The sequence below is a fragment of the Aeromonas sp. ASNIH5 genome, assembly GCF_002902865.1.
Lineage (GTDB): Bacteria > Pseudomonadota > Gammaproteobacteria > Enterobacterales > Aeromonadaceae > Aeromonas > Aeromonas caviae.
The window spans coordinates 3932088-3944646 of sequence record NZ_CP026122.1 but is presented as its reverse complement, the minus strand read 5'-3'; the positions used below and the strand labels follow the sequence as shown (position 1 = coordinate 3944646).

Here is a 12559-nt window from a genome sequence, read left to right as displayed (position 1 = left end):
TGGTATTGGTTGCGCACAACAACCAAATGCCATCACAAGGAGACAACCCCATGGATCCCCGCCCCCTGCGCGCCCTGTCGAGGGAACTGGTACGCGAACTCGGCATGCTCTCCCAGCAGTGCGGCTCGCTGGCCCTGAGCCCCCTGGAGGCCCACCTGCTCATCGAGCTGGAGAACGGTCCCGCCACCAACCAGCAGCTTGCCGAGCGCCTTCGCATCGACAAGTCCAACGCCAGCCGCCCCCTGGCCCGCCTCGCCGAGCGGGCGCTTATCGCCTGGCAACCCCACCCCTCGGACGGGCGCAGCAAGGAGGCGAGCCTCACCGAGCCGGGCAAGGCACAGCTTGAGGAGCTGCACCGGCAGATGGACGAGACCATGGCGGGGGCCCTGGCCCAGCTCTCCCCCGCCGAGTGCCAGCAGATCTGGGAGGGCATGCGGCTCTATCGCAGCGCCCTCTCCCGCGCCCGCCGCCAGCAGGGGTTCGTCATCCGCCCCATCACCCCGGCCGACAATCCCCGGATCGCCGCCGTGGTGCGCGCCGTCTCCGCCGAATACGGCCTCACCGCCGACAAGGGGTACGGGGTGGCGGATCCCAACCTCGATTTTCTCCACGAGACCTATCAGGGGGAGCGCAGCCGCTACTGGGTGATTGAGGGGCCGGACGGCACCATTCTTGGCGGGGGCGGCATAGCGCCGCTGGCGGGGGCAGCGGATGTATGCGAGCTGCAGAAGATGTACTTCCTGCCCGCCCTGCGGGGGCTGGGGCTGGGACGGCGGCTGGTGCTGCAGGCGCTGGCCGAGGCTCGCGCCCTGGGTTACCAGCGCTGCTATCTGGAGACCACCGCCGTGCTGCGGGAAGCCACCGCCCTCTATGAATCCCTGGGCTTCGAACACCTGCCGGGGCCCCTTGGCTGCACGGGCCACGACGCCTGCGAGATCTGCATGGTACTGGCGCTCGACGGGAAGACGGGAAGGAGGGGAGATGAGTGAACCAAAACGACTCTCTGTCGGCATACAAGATGTCAGCTTCGGTGAAAGGGTGAAGCTGGTTGAGCCTGTCAATCTCTACGGCTGTACCCTGGCTGACGATGTCTTTGTCGGCCCCTTCGTGGAGATACAGTCGAACGTCTCCATAGGACGCGCAACCCGCATCCAGTCCCACAGCTTTATCTGTGAGCATGTGACCATAGGTGAGCGCTGTTTTATCGGTCACGGCGTCATGTTTGCCAATGACCTCTTTCAAAGCGGCGCCCCCGACCCGGATCCCGCCAGTTGGGGCCGAACCGACATCGGGGATGAGGTATCCATCGGTTCAAACGCCACCATTTTGCCGGTACGGATATGCCAGGGAGCCGTCATCGGTGCCGGCGCAGTGGTGACCCGGGACATCACTGTCCCTGGCACCTACGCCGGCAACCCCGCCAGATTGCTGCGTACTTTCTAGCCAGAAGCGCCAATTCCCCCTCACCCCCCCTTCTCCCGCAAGGGTAGAAGGGGGGACGGACAGGCAATCTGTCGATACCCCGCAAGTCCGATCACCCCGTATCACGGCCCCTGGCTGACACCGCGCCTCCCCAGAAGAGCGCTTGCCATTCATCTCATGGACAGTGACACATAACGCCTGTCAGGCTCCAACCCGCTGGGTATAGTGATCAAAGGCGATTACCTTTTGATATCCTTCTGATTCATAAAGTAATTTTGCAGGTTGATTGGAGACAGCCGTCGCCAGTTTGACAGTCAGGGCATCTGTCTCCCTGGCAAAGCTGGCCACCCGTTTCAGCAGCGCTCTTGCCACCCCCTGCTGGCGAGCTGACTCGACGACATAAAGATCATTGAGGTACCACATCCTCTTCATCGCGACGGAAGAGAATGCCGGATACAACTGGACAAAGCCTGCACACACTCCCGCCTCGTTGCGTGCCAGAAAGATAACTGAATCCGCCCCCTGAAGGCGTTCTCCGATGAATCGGGTTGCCTCATCTCTGTCCGGCGCTTGCCCATAAAACTGCCGATAGGCATCAAACAGACGGCTGGTTTCTTCAATGTGGGCCAACGTGGCCTGGAATATCTGCATGGCATCTCCTTGTCACCCTTCCCTGCACAGCGGTGCAATAGGATGGGGCCGTATGGCAAATACAGTGTCGGGTTTAAGAGGGGAAATAGAACCAGGCGGTCTGGATAAGACCCTCCTTCACCTCGAACACCACCACGCTCTCGATGGGCTCGAGGGAGAGGCCGTGGATCAGCTCGTGATCAAACACCTTGTTGCCCATGACAGTGCGTGACAGCAGCTCGGCCTTGAGCAGCGGGTTGTTGAATCTGTGCTGCGCATAGAAGGTTCGCAGCGCCCCCTTGCCGACTGTGCTCGGCGTCTCGGTCGGCATGCGATAGCCTTTGAAATCCGGGGCAAAGCAGGCCACGAAGGCGTCGAGGTCGTGGGCATTGTAGGCGGCAAACTGCGCCTCTACGGGTTGGGTGACGGACATGTCTCTCTCCATGAGTGAAATTTAAATCACTTATCCTTTATTTTTATTCACTCATCAAGCCCCGGATGGGGATCTACGCCCCTTCCAATGAAACGCCCCATAACAAAAAACCCCGCCGAAGCGGGGTCTCTCTGGTCATCCGCCACCCGCAGGGTGCGGGCGGAGTGATCAGTGTTCGCGGGTCTGGCGGAAGTGAACGTCCGGGTGACGCTCCTGGGCCAGGCGCAGGTTGACCATGGTCGGCGCGATGTAGGTGAGGTTGTCACCCCCATCGAGGGCCAGGTTGACCTCGTTCTTGCGCTTGAACTCCTCGAACTTCTTGACGTCGGTCCCTTCCACCCAGCGGGCGGTGGCGACGTTGACCGCCTCGTAGATGGCCTCGACGTTGTATTCGCTCTTGAGGCGCGAGACCACCACGTCGAACTGCAGCACACCGACCGCACCGACGATGAGATCGTTGCTGATGAGCGGACGGAACACCTGCACCGCCCCCTCTTCGGAGAGCTGCACCAGCCCCTTGAGCAGTTGCTTCTGCTTGAGGGGGTCACGCAGGCGGATGCGGCGGAACAGTTCCGGTGCGAAGTTCGGGATACCGGTGAACTTGAGATCTTCACCCTGGGTGAAGGTGTCGCCGATCTGGATGGTGCCGTGGTTGTGCAGACCGATGATGTCGCCGGCACAGGCCTCGACCGCCTGTTCACGGTCACCGGCCATGAAGGTGACGGCGTCGGAGATGTTCACGTCCTTGCCGATGCGCACGTGGCGCATCTTCATGCCCTTGGAGTAGGTGCCTGACACGATGCGCATGAAGGCGATACGGTCGCGGTGTTTCGGGTCCATGTTCGCCTGGATCTTGAACACGAAACCGGAGAACTTCTCCTCGGTCGCCACCACTTCGCGGCTCTCGGCCTTGCGCGGCATGGGGGCTGGCGCCCAGTCGGTCAGGCCGTCCAGCATGTGGTCGACACCGAAGTTGCCAAGGGCGGTCCCGAAGAAGACCGGGGTCATCTCGCCGGCGATGAAGGCGTCGTGATCGAACTCGGGAGAGGCGCCCTGCACCAGCTCCAGCTCGCCACGCAGCTGGGCAGCCAGATCGTCGCCGATGGCGGCATCCAGCTCGGGGTTGTTCAACCCCTTGACCACCCGCTTCTCCTGGATGGTGTGGCCCTGACCGCTCTGATACAGGTAGGTCTCGTCCTTGTAGAGGTGATAGACACCCTTGAAGGACTTGCCACAGCCGATGGGCCAGGTGATGGGGGCGCACATGATGTTGAGCTCGCGCTCCACCTCGTCCATGACCTCCATCGGATCGCGCACTTCGCGGTCCAGCTTGTTCATGAAGGTGAGGATGGGGGTGTCACGCAGCCGGGTCACTTCCATCAGCTTGCGGGTCCGGTCTTCAACACCCTTGGCGGCGTCGATGACCATCAGGCAGCAGTCGACCGCCGTGAGGGTACGATAGGTATCTTCGGAGAAGTCCTCGTGACCCGGGGTGTCGAGCAGGTTGACCAGGCAGTCGGCGTAGGGGAACTGCATCACGGAAGTGGTGATGGAGATACCGCGCTGCTTCTCCATCTCCATCCAGTCGGATTTGGCGTGCTGGCCCGAGCCACGGCCCTTGACGGTACCGGCGCGCTGAATGGCCTGTCCGAACAGCAGGACCTTTTCGGTGATGGTGGTTTTACCCGCATCCGGGTGCGAGATGATCGCAAAAGTGCGTCTCTTGGAGACTTCACTCAAAAATTCAGCTGACATAATTCGACGTTCTTCTATTGAGCGGCGGCCTGGAGCCACCGTGGGAAAAATGCGGGACAGCACCTTGGAATCAGGGCGCCCATGCAGACAACGACACCACGCGGGCGGGTCAGTGACCGCCGGTGGAGACAGGAGAAGCGCGTTGCATTACATGGGTCTGGCCCCGGATCAAAGCAAAATTGCGCGGCATTATACCCGCGCGAGTGAAAAATACCCAGCCCGCTATCACGGGGGCCCGGGGTCGGCCTCACCGGGCCGTCATCACCCGGTTGCGCCCCGCCAGCTTGGCCTCGTACATGGCCTCGTCGGCCCGGCGTACCAGCTCGCCCAGGTTGTCATCCTCGGGTTTGTACTGGGCGCAGCCGATGCTGATGCGGATGGGGTGATCCGCAGGCACCCCCTCAATCTCGAGGCAGGCGACGGCGAGGCGGATCCGCTCCGCCACCTCGACGGCCTCGCCCAGGAGGGTATCCGGCAGCAGCACCAGAAACTCCTCGCCGCCGTTGCGCCCCACCCTGTCGAGGCTGCGCAACTGCTCCTCGATGCACTGGGCCACGGCGGTGAGCACCCTGTCACCCACGTGGTGGCCCAGCTGGTCGTTCACCTTCTTGAAGTGATCCACATCCAGCAGCAGCACGCACAGGGGTTTGCCCTCCTCCCGGGCCTGGGTGAACCATTTGCGCCCCTTGGCCTGGATCTGGCGCCGGTTGTGGATGCCGGTCAGTTCGTCCGTCATGGCGAGGCGCTGCATCTTGCGGGTGCGCCCGCGCTGGTGCACCACCAGGGTACCCATCACCACCAGCAGCAGGGCCACCACCAGGTATTGCCAGTAGCGCCGCTCCTGCAACTGCTTGAGTTTCTCCGCCTGCAACTGCTGCTGGGACCTGAGGGTCTGGTTTTCCAGCTCCTTGCGGGCGAGATCGAACTCGAAACGCATCTGCAAGGAGCGCTGTTCCCGCAATCTGAGCTCGAGGGCCTGGCGGGTCTCGACATAGGTCTTGAGGCTGGTGAGGGCCGACTGGATGTGCCCCTGACGCTCCAGCACCCGGGCCCGTGTCTCATGCACCCGGGCGAGGAAGCGCAGGTTCTGCTCCCGGGTAAAGATGGGCTCGGCCTCGTCCAGGTGCCGCAGCGCCTCGCCGGGTCGGTTCAGGGCCTCGAGGACCTCGGCCATGACGAGGTGCCAGTGGCCCAGGGTGACGCTGTCCGCCCCCTCCCCCTGATGAAGGGAGGCTGCCGCCTGATCGAGCTTGGTCATGGCCTGGTCCGGCTTGCCCTGTTTCTGCAGGATGGTGGCCAGCTCTATCCGGCTCCAGGCCAGGACCCCTTCCTGGTTTGATCCCGTATAGTAACGCTCCGCTTCGGCCATCAGGGGCAGCGCCTTGTCGTACTCTTCGGTGTCGATGTAGAGGAGCCCCTGCTGGCTGTGAATGTCCACCAGGTACTCCTCGACCCCGAGCTGCCGGTAGTCGTGCTCCAGCTCCTTGAAATAGCTCTCGGCCCGCTCATAGAGCCCCATCCTGCGATAGGCATTGGCAATATTGGCGAGCACCTCGCGCCCCTTGGCCTCCAGCCCGAGCGCCTCGTATCGCTGGTGGGCATCGATGAGATCCATCAGCCCCTCCGCCAGCTCCCCCTGGTAGGAGTACATCTCCCCCCGCAGGCTCAGGATGTCGGCACGCTGGCGCTCATCCCCGAGCCGGCGAGCCAGGGTCAGGGCGGCGTCGTAATCCTCCCCGGCCCCGGCCATGTTGCCGAGCAGTTGCCGGTGATACCCGCGGCAGGCGAGCAACCCCACCTCGGTGACCCTGTCCTTGCGGGCACGGGCCTGCGCCAGCCCCTGCTCGGCAAACGCCACCGCGCGGCGAAACTCCTCGTCTCGTTCACTCGGCTGGGCCCAGCACTGCAGCCGGGCAAGGCGGCCCTGCACCTCGGGCGGATAGTGTGCCTGTTCGGCAGTCAGGGCGGCGACGCGCTCGCGAAATACCTGCACCGGCATCGTCGACTCTTCCAGTCGCTGCAACGCCAGTTGCAACTCGTACCCAGCCAGTGGCGTCGCCTGGGCCAGGGCAACCCCCAGCAACAGACCACCTCCCATCAGGATCTTCATGCGGACATTTTCTCCTCTTCACTGGCCGGACGCCGCGCTCACCGCTGTCATCATATCCCCACAGACTCTGGGCGCACAGCCGCCAGAGGGTGAGAAAACGCCTCATATAGAACGAGAGCCTCCCCTATCCCTTCTTTACAGAAGGAGAGAGTGCATCGACTATATATGCTTTCGAACAGGGGAAGGGATGAGGAATGACCTACGAGGAGCTGAGGGAGGCTTACGACAGGTTGTTGCTGGAGAACGAGCGTCTCAAACGCATCGCGGATGACGCGCGGGAGAAGCTGGACGCCGCCATGGACGGCACCGGCCTGTGCATCTGGCAGAACCATGTGCCCACCGGCAAACTCATCATCTTCAACCGCCGCTGGGGCTCCATGCTCGGTTACCAGCCCAAGGAGCTGTCGGCCCACTTCGACGTCTGGCGCGCCCACCTGCACCCGGAGGACAGGGAGCAGGTGCTGCAGTCCTTCTTCGACCATCTGGAGGGCAAGAGCCCGTTTTATCAGGCGATGCACCGCATGATCGGCAAGGATGGCAAGACCACCTGGGTGCTGGACCGGGGCCGGGTGGTGGAGCGGGATGAGCAGGGCAACCCCGTCCGGGTGATGGGCACCCACATCGACATCACCCACGAGAAGGAGTACGAGCAGCAGCTCGCCCAGCTTGCCCACCGGGATCCCCTCACCGGCCTGTTCAACCGCACCGCGCTGCACCGCCACTTTCCCGGGGAGTACCAGGCCATCTGTTTCATCGATCTCGATGACTTCAAGCTGGTGAACGACAACCTGGGCCACCGGGCAGGTGACGAACTGCTGGTCTCCCTCGCCCAGCGCCTTCGCCACTGCTGCGGCGAGGAGGTACGGCTGGGGCGCATCGGCGGGGACGAGTTCGTACTGCTGCTGCCCTGGGCGTGCGACGATCCCCGCACCAGCCACCTCGCCCGCCAGTGCATCGATGCCATCGCCACCCCCTTCGAGCTGCCCAACGGGGACGCCTCGGTGGGACTGAGCATGGGGATTGCGGCCATCCGGCCCCAGGACGATTTCGGCGCGGCGCTGGCCCGGGCGGATCAGGCCATGTACAGGGTCAAGCGCAGCGGCAAGCGGGGTTTTTATATTGCCCAGCCAAGCGGTCAACCGCTGCTGGATCAGGAGCAGGTCAACGAACGGGGCCTCTACCACAGGCCCACTCTCTGAGCCTGAGCACCCTCAATGGCGCTGCCAGCGCCGCAGCAGGCGTCCACGCAGGCCGCAATCGAGCAGCCAGCTGTTGTCGAACACCCGCAAAATGGCCGCCTTGGCGTGACGGGACATGGCGACCGCATGGAAGCGTGTCTGCTGCGCCCGTCGCCGGTTCATCCGCTCGAGCAGGGGGTGGGGCAGGTTCTGGGCGATGAAGTCGGAGATCACCAGCACGTCGGCCTTGGCAAAGGCGGGTTGTTCGAGCTGGGTCAGGGCCTGCTCCAGGCAGGGCACCAGATCGGTCCCCCCGTGAAAACTCATGGAGAGAAAGCGCTCCGCCTTCTCAAGCCCGGTGTCGGCGGTGATCTCCAGGGTCGCCACCTCGGTGGAGAAGAGCATCAGATAGCAGCCCCGCTTCTCCTCCATCGCCCCCTTGAGCAGGGCGAGAAACAGCGCCTTGGCACACTCCTCCGGATAGCCCCCCATGGAACCTGACGTATCGACGCAGACGATGAAAGGGCCACGCGGCTGCACCTCCTGCCCTCCCTGCTCGGGGGAGCGCAGCATCAGACGCTGGCGCGGCAGGGTGCCCCGCGACTGGTAGCTCAGCAGGCGCCGCTCCAGATAACGGCGATAGAACTCCAGCTCCAGCTCCGGCAGCGCCAGCATCACCGCCTCGCTCGGCAGGAGGCGCATCAGATCGCTGGCCGGGTGCACCCCCACCAGATCGTCGGGCACATCGTCACTTTGCACCTCCTCCAGCTCGTGCACAGGCACCGGCGGCAGCGTCCTGTCCTCGCTGCGCCGCTCCCGCTCGCTGCGCCCAAGCAGGGCGGCGATCTCCGCGAGCAGAGGCTCCTGCTGCAACATGCGGGCGTACTGCTTCACCAGCGCCAGGCTGCGCTTGTGCCAGCTCCCCTGGGCCAGATCCCAGAGCCCCCCGGCGGAGATCTGGTGCGGATCCAGGGCATCGGCCAGGGTCCGGTTGGCCAGCAGTTGATCCTCTATCTCCTGGCGCTGCTTCTCCCGCTCCGCCTCCGCTATCTGCTGCTGCAACTGCAACAGGCTGCCCACCAGGCTGGCACGCCACTTCTCGATGAAGAGCTGGCGCAACCCCTCGGTGGGCTGGGCCACTATCTGGCGCACCAGGCTGCGGGCATCCCCCGCAAAAGGGCTGTGCTGCTCAAGGGCTTCCAGCAGGGCGGGCAGGCGCCCCACCAGCTCCGGCAGGGGCAGTTGCCGATGGGCCTGATAGAGCAGGTATTCCCGCTCGAGAGCCACCGGCACCGGCTTGTGACGCATCTCCTCCCCAAGCTGTTCGCTCCAGGTCTGGATGCGCTTTCTGAGCAGCTTGCCCTGCAGGGGCGAGCGCTTGAGGAACTCGGAGATCTTGGGGGTGGAGGCAAGCAGCAGCGCCATCTCCCCCGCCAGCTCCCCCTCCCCCATGAGCAGCCCCAGGTCCATCATGCCGATCTCTAGCATGGGCCACCCCGGATGTTGAGATGTGATGGAATATCATGCTGACGAAACATGTTTTTCATCCTGTTTATTTCACCAACCCCACGTCAGACGCGACGTCACCCCTGTGCATCGAGAAGAGGCAGACGATCCCGCCACTGCTGCAGCTCGGCCCCCAGCCGCTCCAGGTCCCGGCTCAGCACGAAGAAGCTGTCCTCCACCTGACGCAACCAGTTGTCCCCCACGAACAGATGGGGCTGGTGACGGTCGAACAGGTTGCGCTGACCCTTGAGATTTTGCAGCACCCGGTTCACCTGGCCCGTCAGGTCGTCCAGGGCCGACAGCCAGGGGGCCATCACCACCTCGGGGATGGGGGTGCGCTCCACCAGCATCAGGGGCACGGGCTGGCGCTGGATATCCAGCACGTGCAGCCGCAACTGCTCGTCCAGCACCAGCTCGTAGTGCCCCTCCTTGGGGTTGCCGAGGGGCCAGCCCACCAGCGCCTCCCCGGTGGGGTGCCAATGAGAGAGCAGGGTGCGATCGAAGGTGAGGGTGCCGGTGAGGCGCTCGGGATCGCTGCCATCCAGGGGCGCCGGGGTGAGCAGCTGGAAGTGCACCAGCTTGCCGAACAGCCTGGCGTTGGCCAGCGGCAGTTCGGTGCCGCGGGCGCGGCGGCCGAACCACTGCTTGCGCTTGACCGCCTTGCAGCCGATGCGCAGGGCGACCGCCCCCTGCAACTGCTTGAACTGCTCGCGCAGGGAGAGCAGCTCCCGGGTCAGCGCCAGTTGCTGGTAGCCGTAGAGGCGGGAAAACTCGCCGATCATCTCCAGCAGCGCGGTGCGGGAAGCCTCGTCGTGCCAGAGGCAATCCTTGAACAGCAGCAGATCCAGGGGAGCCACCTCGTCGCGGCCATTGAAGAAGGCGCTCGCCTTGATGAGCCGCACCGCCTTCTTCCAGCGCCGATCCGAGACATAGCAGCCGTGCCCGAGCTGACTGTCGAGCTGCTGGCGCAGCTGGTAGATGAGTTCGAAACAGGCGTCCGGCAGGCGCACCTGCTCGATGGCATCCTGCCAGGCGTCGTACTCTTCCCCCCGAATCTGCACCGAGGGGGTCAGGTTCTGATGGGATTGGCCATCGCTCGCCAGCATGGCCTGGAAGTTGGATTTCTCCTGCACCCTGTCCATCCAGACCCGCACCAGCATGCGGTCGTAGAGCGCCTCCAGCCCGCTGTCCGGGGCCGGCAGCTCGTTCGAGGCGGTGACCAGCAGCCGCATGGGAATGGGGTGCTGGCTGTCGCCGTTGCGAAACTGCCGCTCGTTGATGGCGGTGAGCAGGGTGTTGAGGATGGCGGGGCCCGCCTTCCAGATCTCGTCGAGGAAGACCACCTCGGCCTCCGGCAGGTAGCCGCTGGTCAACCGCAGGTACTTGCCATCCTCCTTGAGCGCCTGGATGGAGAGGGGGCCGAACACCTCCTCCGGCGTACTGAAACGGGTCATCAGGTATTCGAAATGGCGGGCATCCTGAAACGCCAGCTTGAGGCGCCGCGCGATCAGGCTCTTGGCGATGCCCGGGGGGCCCAGCAGAAAGACGCTCTCGCCACTCAGGGCCGCCAGCAGGCCGAGCCGCAGGGCATCCTGGCGCTCATACAGTCCCTCACCAAGGGCGGAAAGGAGCCGTGGCAGACGCTCATGAATGGGGGTGGCACGAACAGTATTCTGGGCTAAAGGCGGCATAGGCACAGTTCCGAAGCTAATAGGTCATCCGTGGTGACGGGGTCCGGCCTCTGGCCCCGCCCCACTCTCATTGTCTGTCATCTCTGCCCCCGGGGAGGCGCTCGTTTGCCATCGCCACAGGGCGAAAAGCGCACGTCCGGGGTGCAGCAAATCCCGCGAGAGTGTACTCTGCGCATCATTATTTACCCCAACGCAGATCAAGAGTGAGCCTTCGCCATGCAAGATCCCCTGCTGGACCCGCTGCGCCAGCGCATCCTGGCCCGCATGGGCATCCCCCTCTGGCAACAGAGAGGCCGACTCCTGGCGGGAGGCACCAGCCCCGACGGCGCCGCGCAGCCGGCAAACACGCCCGCCGACGAGGTGCTGGCCCCGCAGGAGACTGCCCCTCTGCCGACCGGCAAGCTCTGGCTGCTGGCAGAGACGCTGCCCGCGCCCTCCCTGCTCGGGGACATCTGCCGCTGGCTCGGCCTTGGCACCGACGAGGTCTCCCTGCTGTCCGAGATGCCTTCCCTGCCCGCGGGGGCCACTTCGCCCCTGCTCTGGCTGACGGCGCCGGACCCTCGCTGGCCCGATGCCCTGGTCTGCCCGCTCAAGCCCGATGGGGCGCACAAGCGCGCCCTCTGGCAGCAGTGCCGGCAGCGCCACACCCCTTGATGCTCACGACCATGGCACGGCCATGGTGTCCATCGCAAGCCTGAATCCCGTCCGGAGTGACCATGTCTGACCTCTTGCCCCACTTTCGCCCCCTGCTCGAATCGGACTTCGAAGCCATCTACCCCATCGAGCAGGCCGCCCACCAGGAGCCCTGGAGCCAGGCCAACCTGCTCTCCTGCTTCGGGCCGCGCTATCTCAACGGCCTGATGCTGGTGGACGGACGACCGGCCGGTTTCTACATCTCGGATCTGGTGGCGGGAGACAGCTCCCTGATGAATCTCTGCGTGCACCCCGATTTTCAGGGCAAGGGGCTGGGGCGAGTGCTGCTCAGGGAGTACCTGGCCCGCAGCAAGGCCGGCAAGGCCGAGGCCTGGTTCCTGGAGGTCAGGGCCGGCAACCGCACCGCCATCAACCTCTACGAGAGCGAGGGGTTTGCCGAGTATTGCCGCCGCGCCGACTACTATGGCACCGGGCAGGAGAGGGAGGATGCCGTGCTGATGTCCCGTCTGTTCGACTTCGGCTGACAACCCGCAGCAGACCGCCGTCAGCGGGCGCCCCCCTCTGACCTCCCAGACTCCCCCGCTTCGCTTCCCCCTCAGGGCAGGGGCGCATTGTCGATGGAGGGGTCTTCCAGGCTCAGGGTCACCCTCAGCACGGCCTCGAAGGCGGCTCCCGAGAGGGGCATGAAGAAGCCGCGGCCGTAGGTGACGCCGGGCATCCAGATCTGTTCGATATCCACCGCGATCTTGATGGGGCGAAGCGGCTCACCCGGTCGCTGGACATAGATGCCAGGGGCCGTCGCAACCTGGGGGAAGCGGCGCAGAATGTGCTCGCTGCCATCCCCCGCATCCGGGTTGAGTCGCACCTTCACCAGCCCCGCCAGGGCGGATTGCATCTCGGGGGCACGCCACAGCCTGGTATTCAGCGCCTTGCAGCGTCGGCACTTGGCGCGCTCGATCACGTAGAGCAAGGGGTATCCTTCCCTCAGCGCCAGCCGCTGCGCCTGCTCATAGCCCTCGGCGCCACTCAGCCAGGGATTATCCTGCTCCCCCGCGCCCCCCAGCAGATACCAGAGGGCGCCTGCCCCCGCCAACAGCAGCAACACGCCGGTGAACAGGCTCTTGATCCCGATATTCATGGTGCAACTCCCTGAATGAATCCGATCCCTGCCCCCTATCAT

Annotated in this window: 12 protein-coding genes; 5 read left to right on the top strand and 7 right to left on the bottom strand. The window is 64.4% G+C overall.

Annotated elements, in window-relative coordinates; genetic code table 11:
* Nucleotides 1-50 precede the first annotated feature (50 nt).
* Together C2U30_RS18625 and C2U30_RS23060 are read left to right on the top strand one after the other, a co-directional pair.
* Nucleotides 51-989, top strand: coding sequence for a bifunctional helix-turn-helix transcriptional regulator/GNAT family N-acetyltransferase (locus C2U30_RS18625; RefSeq protein ID WP_103244266.1), 939 nt, complete (start codon nt 51-53; stop codon nt 987-989).
* Complete coding sequence (locus C2U30_RS23060; protein ID WP_103244265.1) at nt 982-1443, top strand: acyltransferase; 462 nt, start codon at nt 982-984, stop codon at nt 1441-1443. The genes C2U30_RS18625 and C2U30_RS23060 overlap by 8 nt, the downstream gene beginning before the upstream one ends.
* A gap of 180 nt (nt 1444-1623) precedes the next feature.
* On the opposite strand, the gene C2U30_RS18615 is transcribed toward C2U30_RS23060, so the two are convergent.
* The 4 genes from C2U30_RS18615 to C2U30_RS18600 form a co-directional block, all read right to left on the bottom strand.
* The gene (locus C2U30_RS18615; RefSeq protein ID WP_103244264.1) at nt 1624-2073 is read right to left on the bottom strand and encodes a GNAT family N-acetyltransferase; all 450 of its coding nucleotides are present in this window, start codon (nt 2071-2073) and stop codon (nt 1624-1626) included.
* Between the two features lie 73 nt (nt 2074-2146).
* On the bottom strand, nt 2147-2485 hold the full coding sequence (locus C2U30_RS18610) for a nuclear transport factor 2 family protein (RefSeq protein ID WP_103244263.1): 339 nt from the start codon (nt 2483-2485) through the stop codon (nt 2147-2149).
* A gap of 168 nt (nt 2486-2653) precedes the next feature.
* Nucleotides 2654-4243 (bottom strand): peptide chain release factor 3, encoded by a 1590-nt coding sequence (gene prfC, locus C2U30_RS18605; protein ID WP_089503670.1) that lies wholly within the window; start codon nt 4241-4243, stop codon nt 2654-2656.
* 244 nt (nt 4244-4487) lie between these two features.
* A complete protein-coding gene (locus C2U30_RS18600; RefSeq protein WP_103244262.1) occupies nt 4488-6350 on the bottom strand; it encodes a diguanylate cyclase in 1863 nt (620 codons plus the stop codon).
* A 194-nt stretch (nt 6351-6544) separates the two neighbouring features.
* Between C2U30_RS18600 and C2U30_RS18595 the strand changes: the two genes are divergently transcribed.
* Nucleotides 6545-7549 (top strand): sensor domain-containing diguanylate cyclase, encoded by a 1005-nt coding sequence (locus C2U30_RS18595; RefSeq protein WP_103244261.1) that lies wholly within the window; start codon nt 6545-6547, stop codon nt 7547-7549.
* Nucleotides 7550-7561: 12 nt separating this feature from the next.
* Here the strand turns inward: C2U30_RS18595 and viaA are convergent, their stop codons facing one another.
* Both viaA and C2U30_RS18585 read right to left on the bottom strand, forming a co-directional pair.
* The gene (viaA, locus tag C2U30_RS18590) at nt 7562-9016 is read right to left on the bottom strand and encodes an ATPase RavA stimulator ViaA (protein ID WP_029313704.1); all 1455 of its coding nucleotides are present in this window, start codon (nt 9014-9016) and stop codon (nt 7562-7564) included.
* Nucleotides 9017-9111: 95 nt separating this feature from the next.
* The gene (locus C2U30_RS18585; protein ID WP_103244260.1) at nt 9112-10725 is read right to left on the bottom strand and encodes an ATPase RavA domain-containing protein; all 1614 of its coding nucleotides are present in this window, start codon (nt 10723-10725) and stop codon (nt 9112-9114) included.
* A gap of 216 nt (nt 10726-10941) precedes the next feature.
* Here C2U30_RS18585 and C2U30_RS18580 point away from each other — a divergent pair, with 216 nt between their 5' ends.
* Nucleotides 10942-11379: a DNA polymerase III subunit psi gene (locus C2U30_RS18580; protein WP_049635924.1), complete on the top strand. Its 438-nt coding sequence runs from the start codon at nt 10942-10944 to the stop codon at nt 11377-11379.
* Nucleotides 11380-11453: 74 nt separating this feature from the next.
* Complete coding sequence (gene rimI / locus C2U30_RS18575; protein WP_103244728.1) at nt 11454-11903, top strand: ribosomal protein S18-alanine N-acetyltransferase; 450 nt, start codon at nt 11454-11456, stop codon at nt 11901-11903.
* A 71-nt stretch (nt 11904-11974) separates the two neighbouring features.
* Here rimI and C2U30_RS18570 read toward each other — a convergent pair whose 3' ends face one another.
* Nucleotides 11975-12517 (bottom strand): hypothetical protein, encoded by a 543-nt coding sequence (locus C2U30_RS18570; RefSeq protein ID WP_042016521.1) that lies wholly within the window; start codon nt 12515-12517, stop codon nt 11975-11977.
* Nucleotides 12518-12559: the final 42 nt, after the last annotated feature.